The organism is Geodermatophilus sp. SYSU D00815 (assembly GCF_054050035.1).
Genome location: NZ_JBJGYO010000006.1, coordinates 225,156 through 241,541 on the forward strand (window position 1 = coordinate 225,156; position 16,386 = coordinate 241,541).

At 75.8% G+C, this 16,386-nt stretch carries 17 protein-coding genes and 1 tRNA gene; 9 read left to right on the forward strand and 9 right to left on the reverse strand.

All coding sequences use genetic code 11. The features are described 5' to 3' along the window. Position 1: 1 nt before the first annotated feature. The 5 genes from gndA to ACI78S_RS09945 form a co-directional block, all read right to left on the reverse strand. On the reverse strand, positions 2–1,438 hold the full coding sequence (gene gndA, locus ACI78S_RS09925) for an NADP-dependent phosphogluconate dehydrogenase (protein ID WP_456972700.1): 1,437 nt from the start codon (positions 1,436–1,438) through the stop codon (positions 2–4). 32 nt (positions 1,439–1,470) lie between these two features. Beyond that, complete coding sequence (locus tag ACI78S_RS09930; protein WP_456972702.1) at positions 1,471–2,949, reverse strand: multicopper oxidase family protein; 1,479 nt, start codon at positions 2,947–2,949, stop codon at positions 1,471–1,473. Then, on the reverse strand, positions 2,946–3,740 hold the full coding sequence (locus ACI78S_RS09935; RefSeq protein WP_456972704.1) for a hypothetical protein: 795 nt from the start codon (positions 3,738–3,740) through the stop codon (positions 2,946–2,948). The genes ACI78S_RS09930 and ACI78S_RS09935 overlap by 4 nt, the downstream gene beginning before the upstream one ends. A 134-nt stretch (positions 3,741–3,874) precedes the next feature. Beyond that, positions 3,875–4,363 carry a thioredoxin-dependent thiol peroxidase gene (bcp, locus tag ACI78S_RS09940; RefSeq protein WP_456972706.1) on the reverse strand — a complete coding sequence of 163 codons (489 nt, stop codon included), beginning with the start codon at positions 4,361–4,363 and terminating at the stop codon, positions 3,875–3,877. 130 nt (positions 4,364–4,493) lie between these two features. Beyond that, positions 4,494–4,898 carry a YjbQ family protein gene (locus tag ACI78S_RS09945; protein WP_456972708.1) on the reverse strand — a complete coding sequence of 135 codons (405 nt, stop codon included), beginning with the start codon at positions 4,896–4,898 and terminating at the stop codon, positions 4,494–4,496. A gap of 125 nt (positions 4,899–5,023) precedes the next feature. Here ACI78S_RS09945 and rph point away from each other — a divergent pair, with 125 nt between their 5' ends. The 4 genes from rph (at position 5,024) to ACI78S_RS09965 (ending at position 9,621) form a co-directional block, all read left to right on the forward strand. Next, complete coding sequence (rph, locus tag ACI78S_RS09950; RefSeq protein ID WP_456972710.1) at positions 5,024–5,746, forward strand: ribonuclease PH; 723 nt, start codon at positions 5,024–5,026, stop codon at positions 5,744–5,746. Further along, positions 5,743–6,348 (forward strand): RdgB/HAM1 family non-canonical purine NTP pyrophosphatase, encoded by a 606-nt coding sequence (gene rdgB / locus ACI78S_RS09955; RefSeq protein ID WP_456972712.1) that lies wholly within the window; start codon positions 5,743–5,745, stop codon positions 6,346–6,348. The genes rph and rdgB overlap by 4 nt, the downstream gene beginning before the upstream one ends. A 209-nt stretch (positions 6,349–6,557) precedes the next feature. Continuing rightward, on the forward strand, positions 6,558–8,450 hold the full coding sequence (locus ACI78S_RS09960; RefSeq protein ID WP_456972714.1) for a putative bifunctional diguanylate cyclase/phosphodiesterase: 1,893 nt from the start codon (positions 6,558–6,560) through the stop codon (positions 8,448–8,450). Positions 8,451–8,529: 79 nt separating this feature from the next. Further along, positions 8,530–9,621, forward strand: a complete 1,092-nt coding sequence (locus tag ACI78S_RS09965) for an HPP family protein (protein ID WP_456972716.1) — start codon at positions 8,530–8,532, stop codon at positions 9,619–9,621. 27 nt (positions 9,622–9,648) lie between these two features. Here the strand turns inward: ACI78S_RS09965 and ACI78S_RS09970 are convergent, their stop codons facing one another. The 3 genes from ACI78S_RS09970 to ACI78S_RS09980 form a co-directional block, all read right to left on the reverse strand. Next, complete coding sequence (locus tag ACI78S_RS09970) at positions 9,649–9,807, reverse strand: hypothetical protein (RefSeq protein ID WP_456972717.1); 159 nt, start codon at positions 9,805–9,807, stop codon at positions 9,649–9,651. Positions 9,808–9,891: 84 nt separating this feature from the next. After that, positions 9,892–10,137: a hypothetical protein gene (locus ACI78S_RS09975; protein WP_456972719.1), complete on the reverse strand. Its 246-nt coding sequence runs from the start codon at positions 10,135–10,137 to the stop codon at positions 9,892–9,894. 515 nt (positions 10,138–10,652) lie between these two features. Further along, complete coding sequence (locus tag ACI78S_RS09980; protein WP_456972721.1) at positions 10,653–11,948, reverse strand: DUF222 domain-containing protein; 1,296 nt, start codon at positions 11,946–11,948, stop codon at positions 10,653–10,655. A 120-nt stretch (positions 11,949–12,068) separates the two neighbouring features. On the opposite strand from ACI78S_RS09980, the gene ACI78S_RS09985 reads away from it, so the two are divergent. From ACI78S_RS09985 to ACI78S_RS09995, 3 genes are all read left to right on the forward strand, one after another. After that, positions 12,069–12,923, forward strand: a complete 855-nt coding sequence (locus ACI78S_RS09985; protein ID WP_456972723.1) for an aldo/keto reductase — start codon at positions 12,069–12,071, stop codon at positions 12,921–12,923. A gap of 29 nt (positions 12,924–12,952) precedes the next feature. After that, the gene (locus ACI78S_RS09990) at positions 12,953–13,873 is read left to right on the forward strand and encodes a DUF6910 family protein (RefSeq protein ID WP_456972725.1); all 921 of its coding nucleotides are present in this window, start codon (positions 12,953–12,955) and stop codon (positions 13,871–13,873) included. A 126-nt stretch (positions 13,874–13,999) separates the two neighbouring features. Continuing rightward, the gene (locus tag ACI78S_RS09995; protein ID WP_456972727.1) at positions 14,000–15,415 is read left to right on the forward strand and encodes an FAD-binding oxidoreductase; all 1,416 of its coding nucleotides are present in this window, start codon (positions 14,000–14,002) and stop codon (positions 15,413–15,415) included. A gap of 59 nt (positions 15,416–15,474) precedes the next feature. Here ACI78S_RS09995 and ACI78S_RS10000 read toward each other — a convergent pair. Next, positions 15,475–15,555, reverse strand: a tRNA-Leu gene (locus ACI78S_RS10000). Positions 15,556–15,644: 89 nt separating this feature from the next. On the opposite strand from ACI78S_RS10000, the gene ACI78S_RS10005 reads away from it, so the two are divergent. Together ACI78S_RS10005 and ACI78S_RS10010 are read left to right on the forward strand one after the other, a co-directional pair. Next, positions 15,645–15,872 (forward strand): DUF3618 domain-containing protein, encoded by a 228-nt coding sequence (locus tag ACI78S_RS10005; protein WP_456972729.1) that lies wholly within the window; start codon positions 15,645–15,647, stop codon positions 15,870–15,872. Between the two features lie 16 nt (positions 15,873–15,888). Next, positions 15,889–16,386 carry a DUF427 domain-containing protein gene (locus tag ACI78S_RS10010; protein ID WP_456972731.1) on the forward strand — a complete coding sequence of 166 codons (498 nt, stop codon included), beginning with the start codon at positions 15,889–15,891 and terminating at the stop codon, positions 16,384–16,386.

Consider the following 16,386-nt stretch of genomic DNA (forward strand, 5'->3'; position numbering starts at 1 on the left):
CTCAGCCGGCCGGCTGCTCGCGCCGGTCCTCGCCCCAGAAGGTGTGGAAGGCGCCCTCGCGGTCGACCCGCCGGTAGGTGTGCGCGCCGAAGAAGTCGCGCAGCCCCTGCACCAGCGCGGCCGGCAGCCGCTCGGCCCGCAACCCGTCGTAGTAGGCCAGCGCGCTGGCGAACCCCGGCACCGGGACGCCGTGGCGGGCCGCGTCGGCGACCACCAGCCGCCAGCCGTCCTGGCCCGCGGCGACGGCGTCGCGGAAGTAGTCGTGGGTGAGCAGCGTGGTCGGCCCCGGCTCGTCGGCGAAGGCCTGCCGGATCCGGTCGAGGAAGCGCGCCCGGATGATGCAGCCGCCGCGCCAGATGGTGGCCAGCGCCCCGCGGTCGATCGCCCACCCGTGCTCCTCGGCCCCCGCCGCGATCTGGTCGAAGCCCTGCGCGTAGGCCACCACCTTCGACGCGTACAGCGCCCGGCGGACCGCCTCGACGTAGCCGTCGCGGTCGGCGACCGGCTCGGGCCCGCGGTCCGGGCCGGGCAGGACCCGGCGGGCGGCGGCCCGCTGCTCGACGTGGCCGGACAGGGCGCGGGCGAACACCGCCTCGGCGATGCCGCTCACCGGGATGCCGAGGTCGAGCGCCGACTGCACGGTCCAGCGGCCGGTGCCCTTCTGCTCGGCCTCGTCGACGACGACGTCGACGAACGGCCTCCCGGTCGCCGCGTCGTCGTGGCGCAGCACCTCGGCCGTGATCTCCACGAGGTAGGACTCCAGGTCCCCCTCGTTCCACGAGGCGAACACGTCGCCGATCTCGCGCGGCGACATGCCGAGCCGGTGCCGCAGCAGGTCGTAGGCCTCGGCGATGAGCTGCATGTCGGCGTACTCGATGCCGTTGTGCACCATCTTCACGAAGTGGCCGGCGCCGTCGGTGCCGACGTGCGTGCAGCACGGCGTGCCGTCGACCACCGCGGCGATGCTCTCCAGCACCGGGCCGACGATCGCGTAGGACTCGTCGGAGCCGCCGGGCATGATGCTCGGCCCGTTCAGCGCACCCTCCTCGCCGCCGCTGACGCCGGCGCCGACGAAGTGGAGGCCGCGCTCGGCCAGGGCCGCCGTCCGCCGCTGGGTGTCCTGGTAGCGCGCGTTGCCGCCGTCGATGACGACGTCGCCCTCGTCGAGCAGCGGCACCAGCTCGTCGATCACCGCATCGGTCGCGGCCCCGGCCTTGACCATCACCAGGATGCTCCGGGGCCGCGGCAGCGCCTGCACGAACTCCTCGGTGGTCGTCGTCGGGACGAAGTCGCCCTCGTCGCCGTGCGCGGCCACCAGCGCGTCGGTGCGCGCCTGCGTCCGGTTGTGCAGCACCACCTGGTGCCCGTGCCGGGCGAGGTTGCGGGCCAGGTTGGCGCCCATCGTGGCCAGGCCGGTGACACCGATCTGCGAGGTCATGGCCCGATCCTCCACGGCCCCGCCGCCGGCTGTCACCGGACGACGAACTGGCCCATCATGCCCAGGTCCTCGTGCCAGAGCAGGTGGCAGTGGAACATGAACGGCGCCCGCTCGTCGGCCGGCGAGGCGAACGTCGCCAGCAGCCGCAGGGTGCGCCGCGGCGCCACGTAGACGGTGTCCTTCCACCCGGCCAGCTCCGGCGGCGGCGGGGCGCCGTCGACGGTGAGCACCCGGAAGCGGACGCCGTGCACGTGGAAGCTGTGCGGCTGCTCGTGCGCGCTGGTCACCGTCCACACCTCGGTGGCGCCCAGCGGCACCTCCACGTCGATGCGGGCCGGGTCCATCGACTGCCCGTTGATCCGGTTCGGGCCGAGCTGGAAGGTGCGCTCGGTGGTGGCCGCCGAGGCGTCGGCCGGGGGGACGTCGGCCAGGCGGGCCGGCAGGGGCGCGGACGGGGTCAGGGTCTCCGCGGCCCGCAGCTCGACCAGCGGCAGGGTCTCGGTCCCGCCGTAGACCTCGGCCAGCTGCGGCGGCACGCCGAGGTCGGGTGGCACCGAGACCAGCGGCAGCCGCTCGCCCGGGCGCAGCGCCACCACCAGCTCGGCCCGCTCGCCGGGGGAGAGGCGCACCGACGGCACCGGCAGCGGCGCGGCCAGCAGCCCGCCGTCGCCGGCCACCAGGTCGAGCGGCCGGCCGTCGGCGACGGCGACGGCGTAGGTGCGCCCACCGGAGGCGTTGACCAGCCGCAGCCGGATCCGCTCGGTGGTCACCGGCAGGCACCCGGCGGCCACGCCGTTGACCAGGACGACGTCGCCGAGCGGGCCGATCGCGGTGTGCGTGTCCTCGTCGAGCGCGCCGCCGTCGAGGAACCGCTTGTCCTGCAGCAGCAGCGGGACGTCGTCGACGCCGTAGGACGACGGCAGCCCGGCCGGGACGTCGTCGTCGAGCAGGAACGCCCCGGCGAGGCCCCGGTAGACCTGCTCGGACGCGTGCCCGTGCGGGTGCGGGTGGTACCAGAGCGTGGCGGCCGGCTGGCGGACCTCCCAGCTCGGCGTGCTCGTGCCGCCGGGCGGGAGCGGCAGGTGCGGCCCGCCGTCGGCGGCCCCGGGCAGCTCCATCCCGTGCCAGTGCACGGTCGTGGGCTCGGTGAGCCGGTTGGTCAGCTCCACCCGGACCGTCTCGCCGCGGCGAGCCCGCAGCGTCGGCCCCAGGTAGGCGCCGTCGTAGCCCCAGGTCGGGGTGCGGACACCGCGGGTGAACTCGGCGGTGCCGGCCTGCGCGGTCAGCCGGAACACCCGGACGCCGTCCTCCGTGGAGGACGGCGCCAGCGGCGGTGCCTGCACCAGCGGGGTCCCGTCGGGCGCGGTGGGTGGGGCCGGGCGCACGGGCCCCCGCGACGTCGGGGTCTCCGCCGGCGTGCCGGCGCAGGCGGCCAGCGCCGGGGCGGTCAGCGCGGCCAGCGCGCCGGCGAGGAACGCGCGGCGGCTGACCGGCCCGGCGAGGGCGCTCACGCGACCGTGAACTCCGACACCATGCCCAGCATGAAGTGCGGCGGGGCGTTCTCGTCCATCGCGACGGGGCAGACCAGCAGGTAGTGGCCCGCGGCGAGGTCGAGCGTGGTGCCGCCGACGCCACCGTCCGGGGACGCGACCGCGGTGCCCAGCGGCTGCATGGTGGTGAATGCGGCCTCGGGGTCGGCCATGAACTCCTCCGGCGTCACCGGGTCGCCGTCGGGCGAGCGGAGCACGATCGCGACGTGCTCCTCGCCGTGCGTGGTCACGTTGCTGAGCAGGAAGTTCGTCACGCCGGCCGGGACCGTCGCGGGGACGCCCTCGAAGCTGTAGTCGGCACCGTCGACGGCGACGGTGGTGAAGCCGCAGTTCTCGGCGACCGCCTGCTCGACGGTGCCCAGGGCGGCGAACGTCTCCGGGGTGGCGAAGGCCGCGGCGTCGCCCTCGAGCAGCGCGTGGCCGACGTGCGAGAGCGTGGTGGCGGCGTCGACCGCCGACTCGGGCGCGTTCTCCAGGATGGCCGCGATCGGGTCGGCGACCTGCTCGCCGTAGGCGGTCACCGCGGCGGTGTCCGGACCCTCGGGCCCGCCGCCCTGCGGCGGGGGGACGGCGTCGAAGGCCACGACGCCGGTGCAGAAGGCGTCGAGGTCGGTCGCGGCGCGGGACGTGCCGGCGGCCTCGGAGGTGGTGTCGGACTCGCTGGCACTGCTCGCGCTGCAGGCGGCGGTCGCGGCGATCAGGGCGGCCATGGAACCGCCGGCGAGCAGCCGGAGCGGTGTCGTGCGGGGCATGGGAGGGGACCTCTTCCTCGGGGGTTCTCGGATGCGACGCCGGAATGCTCCGACGGCGTCCGACCCGGGCACGAGGGACGGGTGTCCCGTTCGCCCGGGTTCCGCGCCCGGGACGGTGCGGCCCCTCCCGCCGGTCAGCCCAGCCCGAGGTCGCGGCGCAGCTTCGCCACGTGGCCGGTGGCCTTGACGTTGTACTGCGCCTTCTCGACGCGGCCCTCGGCGTCGACGACGAACGTCGAGCGGATGACCCCGACGACCTCCTTGCCGTACAGCTTCTTGGGCCCGTAGGCGCCGTAGGCCTGCAGCACGGACTTGTCCTCGTCGGAGACGAGGGTGATGCCGAGGTTCTCCTTCTCCCGGAAGCGCTCGAGCTTCTCCGGCGGGTCGGGGGAGATCCCGATGATGTCCAGGCCGGCCTCGGCGAGGTCGCCGGCGGCCGCGGTGAAGTCGACGGCCTGGGTCGTGCAGCCCGGCGTCAGGGCGGCGGGGTAGCAGTACACGATCACCCGACGGCCGCGGTAGGACGCCAGCGACACGGGGTTGCCGTCGGCGTCGGGCAGGGTGAAGTCCGGCGCCGGGTCGCCGGGGGAGAGGCGGACGGGTGCGACCTCGGTCGAGCTCATGCCCGCATCCTGCCGTGCCCGCCCGCGGGGCGGACAGCGGGGACGCCCGGGAGCGGGCGCAGCCCGGCCGCCGCGGCGAGCGTCGCGGTCGCGGTCGCGGCGAGCGCCAGCGCGTCGCCCGCGGCCGAGCTCAGCCGGCCAGGAACGAGAAGCGGACGTGCCGGGTGTGGTTGTCCGTGTTGGTGTCGACCAGGCAGATCCGCTGCCAGGTGCCCAGCATCAGCCGGCCCTCGAGCACCGGCACCGTGGCGTGCGGCGGCACGAACGCCGGCAGCACGTGGTCGCGGCCGTGGCCCCGCGACCCGTGGCGGTGCCGCCAGCGGTCGTCGCGGGGGAGCAGCTCGTCGAGCTGGACGAGCAGGTCGTCGTCGCTGCCGGCGCCGGTCTCGATGATGGCGAGCCCGGCGGTCGCGTGCGGCACGAACACGTGCAGGAGCCCGTCGGTCTCCTCCCGCACGAAGTCCGCGCACTCGTCGGTCAGGTCGACCACCACGGGGACGCCGCCGGTGCGGACGCTGCGGACCTCTGATCGCATGAGGCGATCCAAGCGCACCGCGCACGGAGGGCCGGAGACCTCCCCGAGCGGGGTGGCGGGGCCGCGCGCCACCGGGGCACGGCACCTGGGCGCGGCGCGGCCCGGAGGGCTGCTTTAGTGACAGGGTGACCCGCCCCGACGGCCGCACGGCCGACCAGCTCCGCCCGGTGACCATCACCCGCCACTGGCTCGACCACGCCGAGGGCTCGGTGCTCGTGGAGTTCGGCCGCACCCGCGTGCTGTGCGCGGCCAGCGTCACCGAGGGCGTGCCGCGCTGGCGCAAGGGGTCGGGGCTCGGCTGGGTCACCGCCGAGTACGCGATGCTGCCCCGGGCGACGCACACCCGCAGCGACCGCGAGTCGGTCAAGGGCCGCGTCGGCGGGCGCACCCACGAGATCAGCCGGCTGATCGGCCGCTCGCTGCGGGCCGCGATCGACCTCGGCGCGCTCGGCGAGAACAGCATCGCCATCGACTGCGACGTCCTGCAGGCCGACGGTGGCACCCGCACCGCCGCGATCACCGGGGCCTGGGTGGCGCTGGCCGACGCCGTGTCGTGGTTGGACGAGCGGAAGAAGCTGGCCAAGAAGAAGGCGGTGGTGAACTCGGTCGCCGCGGTGAGCGTGGGCGTCATCGACGGCGAGCCCCGCCTCGACCTCGCCTACGAGGAGGACGTGCGGGCCGGCTCCGACATGAACGTCGTCTGCACCGGCGACGGCGGCTTCGTCGAGGTGCAGGGCACCGCCGAGGGCGCCGTCTTCGACCGGGCGACCCTCGACGCGCTGCTCGACCTCGCCGTCGCCGGGTGCCAGGAGCTCACGGAGCTCCAGCAGGAGGCGCTGGCCCGATGAGGCTGCTCCTCGCCACCCGCAACCAGGGCAAGCTCGCCGAGCTGCAGCGGCTGCTCGCCGACGCCGTCCCCGGGGTCGAGGTGGTGGGCCTGCGCGACGTCCCCGAGTACCCCGAGGCCCCGGAGACGGGGGCGACGTTCGCCGACAACGCGCTGCTCAAGGCGCGCGAGGCGGTCCGGTGGACGGGGCTGCCGGCGGTGGCCGACGACTCGGGCATCGCCGTCGACGCCCTCAACGGGATGCCCGGGGTGCTCTCGGCCCGGTGGTCCGGCCGGCACGGGGACGACGACGCGAACACCGCGCTGCTGCTCGGCCAGATCGCCGACGTCCCCGACGAGCGGCGCGGCGCCGCCTTCGTGTGCGCGGCGGCGCTGGTCACCCCGGACGGCGCGGAGCACGTGCTGGAGCGGGAGTGGCGGGGGCGGGTGATCCGCGAGAAGCGGGGCACCAACGGCTTCGGCTACGACCCGGTCTTCGTGCCCGACGGGCTCGACGTCACCTCCGCCGAGCTCGAGCCGGCGGAGAAGGACGCGCGCAGCCACCGCGGGCAGGCGTTCCAGGCGCTGGTGCCGGTGGTCGCCGAGGTGCTCACCGGGCGCTGACCCTGCCGCGGGCCCGGGCGCCGGCTCACCCCGTCGGGTGAGCCGGCATCGAGCCGGTGCGCGCACGGTCCGATCCCCATGGCACGCGGCCGCACGGTGCGCCGCCGCCGAACGAGGGATGCCCGATGACGAGCCGGCCCGCCGCTGACTCCCCCGATCGACCCCGCCGCGCGGGACTGCTGGCGACGCACGTCGCAGCGGCAGGCCTCGTGGCCGTCCTCGCCGTGCTGACCGTCTTCTCGGTGGGCGCGGCGGTCAGCAACGCCGAGGTCGCGGCCGAGGCCGAGCTCAGCGTCGACGTGTCGGAGTGGGCCGACCAGGCCGAGGAGTCGCTGGCGCGGCAGGAAGAGCTGGTCGACCAGCTCGTCGTCGCGGAGGACGCCGAGGTGCGCGCGCAGTACGAGGCGGCCGTCGCGGAGACCCGCGAGGCGCTGCGCTCGATCGGCGTGACCGCGCACGGCGACTCCCCGCAGCTGCTGGCGGCCTGGATGGACCTCCAGGACGACTACGCGGCCGCGGTCGCGCAGCTCCTCGTCGTCGCCCGGGCGAACCCGGAGGCGGCGGACCGGTACGAGGACGAGGTGGTCGACCCGTACTTCGAGGTCATCGAGGACGTCGTCACCGGCCACATCCGCGCGCACCGGCACGACGCCGACGAGGCGCTGGCCGGCCTGCGCCGCAACCAGCAGGTGCTGCTGTGGGTGACCCCGGTCGTGTTCGGCGTCGGCCTGCTGCTGGTCGGCTGGTGCACGCGGGTGCTGACGCGCAGCCGCCGCGAGGCGGCCGCCCGGGCCGACGAGAACCGTCGGCAGGCGCTGCACGACGGGCTCACCGGCCTGCCCAACCGCACCCTGCTGCGGCAGCGGGCGGAGGAGGCGCTCGCCGAGGCCCGGCGGACCGGCGGGACGGTCGCGCTCATGCTGATCGACCTCGACCGCTTCAAGGAGATCAACGACACCCTCGGCCACGCGTACGGCGACCTGGTGCTCGAGGCCGTGGCCGGCCGGCTGCAGGCCGCCGTCCGGGCCACGGACACCGTCGCGCGGCTGGGCGGGGACGAGTTCGCCGTCCTGCTGCCCGACGTCGAGTCGGCGGAGGCGGCGCAGGAGCTGGCCGGCCGGGCGCTGGCCGCCATGGAGGGCAGCATCGCGGCCGACGGGGTGCTCCTCGACGTCGACGCCAGCATCGGCATCGCCCTGTCCGGGGCCGACGGCGCGGACGTGGCGTCGCTGCTGCGCAACGCCGACATCGCCATGTACGCCGCCAAGGACCGCGGCCTGGGCTCCTGCGTGTTCGACACCCGGCTCGACGACCACAGCCCCGAGCGCCTCGGGCTGATCGGCGAGCTGCGCCGCGCGATCGACGCCGGGGAGCTCGTGCTGCACTACCAGCCCAAGGTCGCCCTCGCCGGGGAGGTGCGCGGTGTCGAGGCACTCGTCCGCTGGCAGCACCCGGTGCGCGGGACCATCCCGCCGGCGCTGTTCATCCCGCTGGCGGAACGGACCCCGCTGATCCACCCGCTGACCCGGTACGTGGTCGACACCGCCCTGGCGCAGTGCGCCCGGTGGCGGGCCGACGGGCGCGACCTGCGGGTCGCGGTGAACGTCTCGGCGCGCAACCTGCTCGACGACCGGTTCGTCGACGACGTGCTCGCCCTGCTGCGCGACCGGGACGTCCCCGCGGCGTACCTCGAGCTCGAGGTGACCGAGAGCGCGATCACCGCCGACCCGGTGCGCGCGCGGCACGTGCTCGGCCGCCTGGCCGAGGCGGGGATCACCCTGTCGATCGACGACTTCGGTGCGGGGTACACCTCGCTGGCGCACCTCAAGGACCTGCCGGTGCACCAGCTGAAGATCGACCGCTCCTTCGTCTCCCAGATGGCCGCGGACGACAGCGACGCGCTCATCGTCCGGTCGGTGGTCGAGCTGGGGCACAACCTCGGCCTGACCACCGTCGCCGAGGGCGTCGAGGACGAGGCGACCTGGGAGCGGCTGCGCGACGTCGGCTGTGACCAGGCGCAGGGCTACCTGCTCTGCCGCCCGCTCCCCGCGGAGGGGCTCGACGCCTGGTACGACGCCGCGCGCACGGCCGCGTCGGTCTGAGCGACGCGGCCGCGTCGGTCCGAGCGACCCGGCCGCGTACGCTCCCGCGACGGCGAGGAGGCCGGTGGGAGGAGCTCGGTTGCACGCGGACCTGCGGGCGTGGCGGTCGTCCCTGCGGCCGGGACCGCTCGGCTACCGGCGGGCGGACTACCTGCGCGGGGCGCTGGGCGCCTTCGCCGGCATCGCCCTGGCCGCGCTCACGGCCCGCGCGGTGCCCGGCGGGCCGGCGATGCTGCCCTACATCGTGGCGCCGATGGGCGCGACCGCCGTCCTGCTGTTCGCCGCGCCGGCCAGCCCGCTGGCCCAGCCGTGGTCGCTGCTGGTCGGCAACGGGGTGTCGACGCTCGTCGGCGTCACCGCGGGCCGGGTGGTCGACGACGTCGCCCTGGCCGCGGCGGTCGCCGTCGGGGTCGCGATCGCGGTGATGATGCTGCTGCGCTGCGTGCACCCGCCGGGTGGGGCGTGCGCCCTGTTCGCCGCGGTGGGCACGGGCGCGGTGGCGGAGCAGGGCTACGCCTTCGCGGTCTGGCCGGTGGGGGTCAACACGGTGGTGCTGCTGGTCGTGGCCGCCCTGGTGAACAACCTGACCGGGCGGCCCTACCCGCACGCCCCCGAGCCGCCGGCGCCGAAGGCGGGCACGGACGCGGTGCCGAGCGAGCGGATCGGGGTGCGCGCCGAGGACATCCGGGAGGCCATGGCCCGGCTCGACCGCGGGCTCGACGTGCTGCCGGGCGACGTCCTCGCGCTGGTCCGCGAGGCCGAGGCGCAGGCGCTCGACCGCCGGCTGGGGCAGCTGCGCGTCGGCACGCTCATGGCCCGCGACGTGCAGACGGTGCAGGCCGGGGAGTCGCTGTACCGGGCGCGCATGCTCATGAACCAGCACCACGTGAAGGCGCTGCCGGTCGTCGACGAGGCGCGCCGGGTGGTCGGCATCGTCACCGTGTACGACCTGTTCAACCTCGAGGTCGTCGACCTCGACCCGGTCGCCAAGGTGATGACCAGCCCGGTGACGACGGTCGGCGTGGACACCCCGGTCGCCCGGCTGGTGGCGCTCATGACCGACAGCGGGCTGCGCCACCTGCCGGTGGTCGACGACGACGGTCGGCTGGTCGGCATCGTCACCCGCACCGAGCTGATCGCCGTCCTCAACCGGGCGCTCGTCGGCTCCTGACGGCGCCCGGGTGCGGACGAGGCCTAGCTAGACGTTGCCGTCGCGGTCCTCGGGCTTCTTCGACGTCTCCACCTCGGTCTCGGTGAGGGGGACGCCGCTGGCCTCCTCCGACCCGCCGCGCTCGACCGGCGCGTCCTGGCCGGCGGGGGTGCCCGTCGGGATCTCGTCGGGAGCCTGCTCGCTCATGTGGTGGTCCTTCCGCGTCGGTGGAGCCCTCCGTGTACCCCGCGGGCCGGAGGTGTGCACGGGAGGAATCCGATCCCCTCGCGGTCAGCAGGGCGGTGGCTCGGTGGTGGCGGTGAGGCCGTCGGGTGTGCTGACGGTCAGCGTCCCGTCGGGGGCGAGGTCGGAGCGGAATCCCGCCTCGTGCTTCGCCGGGCGGTCGCCGGTGCAGAACCCGGCCAGGTCGGTGGCGGCGGTGGGGCCGTCGGGCCAGGCGACGTGGTGGTCGAGCTCGCCGGCGCGGACCGGTCGGCGGCAACCGGGGAAGCGGCAGCGCCGGTCGCGGGCGCGCACGTGGCGGTCGAGCCCGGCCGGGGGCCGGTAGCGGTCGGTGGGGGCGGGCGCGCCCGCGCCGAGGCGAGGTCGTGGGTGCAGCGGTCGGGTCGTCGGCGGCAGGCCGACCGGCCGCAGTGCGCGACCCGGCGCAACCCGGGCAGGTCGGTGGGCGAGACGAGGGCGCCGGAGAGCGCGTCGACCAGGGCGATCCGCGGCCGCTCGGCCAGCCCGCCGCCGGCGGTGCGGTGCAGCAGGTCGGCCAGCGCCGCGCGGTCGGCGTCGGCCGCCGCGCGCAGCGCCGCCAGGGCCTCGGTGGTGGCGTCGACCCGGCCGGCCGTGCCCGCCGGCCGGGCGGTCTCACCGGCGGCGTCGGCGCACTCGGCGGTGGTGACCGTGCGCTCGGCGTGCCCGAGCGCGCGCCGCGCGGCGAGCACCGCGGCCGAGGCGTCGTCGACCGCGCGGTCGGCGTCAGCCCACCACCGGCCGCCGGCGCCGGATCCTCGAGCGCCGGTTCGTCACCGGGCGCGGGATCGTCACCGGGCCGCCGGATCGTCACCGGGCGCGGGATCGGTGGCGAGCCGCGCTTCGAGGTCGGCCCACCAGCGGTCGTCGAGCTCGTGCAGGAGCCGTTCGAACTCGGGGTCGAAGTCGTCGACGGTCACCGGCCGCAGCACCTGGACCGGGTCGGGGTCGTCGAACTCACCGGCCTCGAGGCGTCGTTCCCAGCCGGCCTCCCACTCGGCCAGCGCCGCCCGCATCTCGGGGGTGTACTCCCACGGCTCCCACCCGGGGTCGTCGAGGAACCGCTCGTCGAGCCGGTCCGGCGACGGCTCGCCGGTCGGGTCGGGCAGCGACGGCTCGCCGGTCGGCTCGGCCGTGGCCGCCGTGCCCAGCTCGGCGCCGGTGAGCGCGAGGAGCAGCTGACGGACCTCCTCGGCGGAGGCGACCCGGCCCTGCACCTCCCCGGGCCGGTCACCGCCGAGCAGCGTCTGCAGGTGGGCGACGACGGTGAGCACCACCCGGACCGGCGGGAGATCGGACTCGCCGGGGCGCAGCACCAGGTCGAGCAGGCAGTCAAGCATGCGGCGCGGCCGCGAGCGGTCGTCGTCGGGGTCGTCCGGCAGCGCGTCGGCGTGGGCCCCCAGCGCCGCGTGCAGCGCGTCGATCTCCGGCCCGGTGCCCACCACCGGGAGGGGCGCCAGCCCCTCCCCGCGCTCGCGCTGCCGGTGCACGCCGTGCTCGCGCACGGCTCTGAGCGCCCGCTGCGCGGCGTGGCGGGCGTCGCGGCGCTTGACCACCAGCCGGGTGCGGTCGCCCAGCTGGGGCGGGGTGGTGATCGTCCTGCGCGCGGCCCGGTCGGCCACCCAGCGCAGCAGCTCGGCCTCGACCTCGGCGCGGACCGCGTCGTCGGCGATCGGCGCGACGTGGTCCAGCAGCGGCCCGAGGTGTTCCGGGGAGAGCAGACCCGCCTCGAGAGCGGCCAGCGTGCCGGGCAGCCGCAGCTCGAGCGTGCGGGCCTGCTCCAGCAGCACCTGGGCCCTGCCCTGGCTGCGGGACAGGGCGATCGACACCTCCTGCGCCGTCCACGCCGACACCGGCTCGAGGACCTCGGGTCGGCGCGCCCGCCGCTGCGCTCCCATCGCGCCCGGCTCTCCCCGGGCCCGGTCGGCCGTGGCCGGCATCGACGCCGCGTACCGGGCCAGCGCTCGGGCCCTCTGCGCCGTCCAGCGCGCGATCTCCCGGTCGGCCTCCTGCACCGCGCCCAGCGGGCCGGAGGCGGGACCCGTCTGCGGCCCGAACACGGGCCACTCCGTCGACCGCTCCGCCATGCGTTCGATCATACGTTCGAACGGGGTGGGAGGCAACTTCTGCGCGGAGAGACTCCGCTGGTCAGCAGGCCGATCCGGGATGGGGGGAACACGGGCGGCCGCGGGCGCGCTGCGCCCGGCATGACCGTAGACGCAGCGTCCGACACGTTCCTCATCGGCGGGGACCTCCCCGTCCACCGCCTCGGTTACGGCGCCATGCAGCTGCCCGGCCCCGGCGTCTGGGGCGAGCCGGCCGACCGCGCCGCCGCCGTCCGCGTGGTGCGGGCCGCCGTCGAGCAGGGCGTCGACTTCATCGACACCGCCGACTCCTACGGCCCGGCGGTGAGCGAGCAGATCATCGCCGAGGCCCTGCACCCCTACCCGGAGGACCTGGTCATCGCGACCAAGGCCGGGTTCACCCGCACCGGCCCGGGGGAGTGGACCGTGCTCGGCCACCCCGCCTACCTCAGGCAGCAGGTCGAGCTGTCGCTGCGCTACCTGCGGGTGGACCGGATCGACCTGCTGCAGCTGCACCGCATCGACCCCGCCTTCCCGCTCGCCGACCAGCTCGGCGTGTTCCGGGAGCTGCAGGAGGAGGGCAAGGTGCGCCACGTCGGCCTCTCCGAGGTCTCGGTCGAGCAGGTCGAGGCGGCGCGGCAGGTCGTCGACGTCGTCAGCGTCCAGAACCTCTACAACCTGACCTACCGGAAGTCGCAGGACGTCCTCGACCACTGCACGCGGGAGGGCATCGCCTTCATCCCGTGGTTCCCGATCGCGACCGGTGACCTGGCCGCGCCGGACAGCCCGGTGGCGGCCGTGGCCCGCGAGCTCGACGCCACGCCCGCGCAGGTCGCGCTCGCGTGGCTGCTGCGGAAGTCGCCCGTGGTGCTGCCCATCCCCGGGACCAAGTCGGTCGAGCACCTCACCGAGAACATGGGTGCGGCGGGGCTGGGCCTCTCGGACGACGAGATGGCCCGCCTGGACGCCTTGGCCTAGACGGCGCGGGCCGTGGGCACAGGAGGGCCGTGCGGGTAGTCGTGGACGCCGTCCGGGCGCTGCGGTTCGACGACGGGACGCCGGTGCGCGCCGCCTCGGGGATCGCGCCGTTCGGCGACGGCTGGCTGGTCGTCCAGGACGACGCCACGGTCGCGGCCTGGCGCCGTCCCGACGGCACCGTGCCCGTGCGCGTGCTGCCGCCCGTCGAGGGGCACGACGTGTTCAGCGAGGCCGAGGGCACCAAGCACCTCAAGCCCGACCTGGAGGTGGCCTGCCCGGCCGAGGTCGACGGCGCCCCCGCCGTGCTGCTGCTCGGTTCCGGCTCCTCCGCCCGGCGCACCCGCGGGGTGCTGGCCCGCCTGGTGGACGGCCGGGCCGAGGTGTCGGCCACCGACCTGGCGCCCCTGTACCGCCGCGTCGCGCTGGCGATGGACGTCCCCGGCGACCAGCTCAACCTCGAGGGGGCCAGCCGGCACGGCGACCGGGTGCGCTGGTTCCAGCGGGGCAACCTCGCCTCGGGGGTGCCGTCGTGCAGCGTCGACGTCCCGCTCGACGGGCTGGTGGCCGCCGTCCTGGGCAGGGCCGACCCCGCGACCGTCGCGATCGCGGAGCCGCGGGCCTACCGGCTCGGTGAGGTCCGCGGCGTCGGCCTGGCGGTGACCGATGCCGTCGCGCTGCCCGACGGGCGGACGCTGCTGAGCGCGGCGGCCGAGGACACGCCCAACGCCGTCGACGACGGCCCGGTGGTGGCCACCGCCCTGGCGCTGGTGGACGACGCCGACGTGCTCGCCGTGGCGCCGATCGCCGAGGTGGGCGGCCGGGTGCACAAGGTGGAGGGGCTGGCGCTGCGCGAGGTCCGCGGCGACGAGGTGCGGCTGCTGGCGGTGGTGGACGCCGACGACCCGGGGCAGCCGTCGGCCGAGCTCGAGCTGCGCGCCGTCCTGGCCTGAGGGGCGCGCCCGGGCCGGGGACCTTCGCCCGTGTCCGCCGGCGCGGGACGGCCCCTACGGTGGGCGCTTCTCCGGCTCGGCGCCCAGCCGAGGGCGCCCGGCACGTCCGTCCGCCGAGGAGCAGCCATGACCCAGGCCCAGGCGCAGGTGTTGGACTCGCTGGCCGGTCGACTGACCGGACAGGTGATCCGCCCCCGAGACGAGGGGTACGAGCAGGCCCGGAGGGTCTACAACGGGATGATCGACGCGCACCCGGCGGCGGTCGTCCGGTGCGCGACCGCCGAGGACGTGGTCGCCGTGGTGCGCGCGGCGGCGGACTCCGGCATGACCTTGGCCGTGCGTGGCGGCGGGCACAGCGTGCCCGGCTACGGCACGGCCGACGGCGCGCTCGTCGCCGACCTCTCGGCCATGCAGTCGGTCGAGGTCGACCCGCAGCGGCGCACCGCCACCGCCGGTGGTGGCACGACGTGGGGCCGCTTCAACGACGCCGCGGCCGCGGTCGGCCTGGCCACCACCGGCGGCATCATCTCGACCACGGGCATCGGCGGGCTGACCCTGGGGGGCGGGGTCGGCTACCTGTCCCGCGCCCACGGCCTGTCCTGCGACAACCTCCTCGCCGCCCGGGTGGTGACCGCTGCCGGTGACCTGGTGACGGCCGGCGAGGAGGAGGACCCGGAGCTGTTCTGGGCGCTGCGCGGCGGCGGCGGCAACTTCGGCGTCGTCACCGACTTCACCTACCGGGTGCACCCGATCCCCGAGAACGTGCTGGTCGGCATCATGTTCTTCGAGATGGACGACGGTCCGGCGGTCTTCCGCTTCTTCGACGACACGCTGGCCGAGGCCCCGCGCGAGTACGGCGGCTACCCGGCCGTGCACCTGGCCGCCCCGCTGCCGTTCATCCCCGAGAACCGGATCGGGCAGCCCTTCGCGGTGGTCATCTCGTGCTGGACCGGCGAGATGGCGGCGGGGGAGCGGTTCCTCGACCGGTTCCGCCAGGTCGCCCTGCCCGCCGCCGAGCTGGTCGCGCCCATGCCCTACCCGGCGCTGAACGCGCTGTTCGACCCGTTGCTGCCACCGGGGCTGCAGCACTACTGGAAGGCCGCGTTCCTCACCGAGCTGACCGACGAGGCGATCGCCGCCCACATGGAGCACGGGGCGCGCATGCCGGCCGACACCTGCGCCATGCACATGTACACGCTGGACGGCGCCCCGCAGGAGGTGGCCTCCGACGCGACCGCCTTCGGGCACCGCGACGCCCGGTACGTCGCGAACATCGCCGGCATGTGGCCCGACCCCACCCAGAACGAGCGCAACACGGCGTGGGTCCGCGACTACTTCGCCGCCATCGCCCCGCACTCGAAGCCCGGTGGGTACACCAACTTCGCGTCGGGTGACGAGCAGGACCGCGCGGCGGAGAACTACGGCGCCAACTACACCCGGCTCGCCGCGCTCAAGCGCCGCTACGACCCGGACAACCTGTTCCACCTGAACCAGAACATCCCGCCGCTGGCGGTCCCGGCACCACGGCCGGGCACGGTCTGACCGAGGGCTCCGGCCGGCCGTCCACGCGGGCGGCCGGCCCGCCGGCGTGCCCGCACGCGTGCGGGAGGCGGGAGTCGAACCCGCACGCCCGGAGGCACCAGATCCTAAGTCTGGCGTGGCTGCCGTTACACCACTCCCGCGCGAGACCTGCAGTCTAGGAGTCGCCCGGACGGGTGCGCCGCGACCACGCGGGCGCGCTGCGGCGGGCGTGGTCTGGCAGGCTGTCGCCGTGCCTCGCGACCCTCGACAGATCCAGCTGGAGATCGACGCCGCCCGCGAGTCGCTCGCGGCCACCCTGGACCAGCTGGTCTACCGGAGCAGCCCCTCGCGGCTGAAGGCCAAGGGGCAGGCCGCCGCGCAGCAGTTCCTGGCCACCCCGGTGGGCATGGCGGCCGTCGGCGCGGTGGGCCTGCTGCTCACCGTCGTCGTCGTCCGGCGCATCCGCAACAACGACTGACGCCGAAGGGCGGGGTGTGAGCTCCCCCCGCCGCGATCCCGTCGGGCCCGGCCAGGAGTCGGTCTGGGACTACCCGCGCCCGCCCTCCGCCGAGGTCACGCCGCGCCACGTCGTCGTCGAGCTGGGCGGCCGGGTCGTGGCCGACACCACCCGGGCGGTCCGGGTCTGCGAGACCAGCCACCCGCCGGTGTACTACGTGCCCCGCGAGGACGTCGCCGCCGGGGTGCTCGAGCGCGCCGCGGGCGGTTCGTGGTGCGAGTGGAAGGGCGCGGCCACCTACTGGGACGCCGTCGTCGGGGGCCGGCGCCACCCGGCGGTCGGCTGGTCCTACGAGCGGCCCACCGCCGGTTACGCGCGCCTGCGCGGCGCGGTGGCCTTCTACCCGGGGCGCGTCGACCGCGCGCTGGTCGACGGCGAGCTCGTGCGGCCCCAGCCGGGGGACTTCTACGGCGGGTGGATCACCGACGAGGTGGTCGGCCCGTTCAAGGGCGGACCGACCACCCTGGGCTGGTGA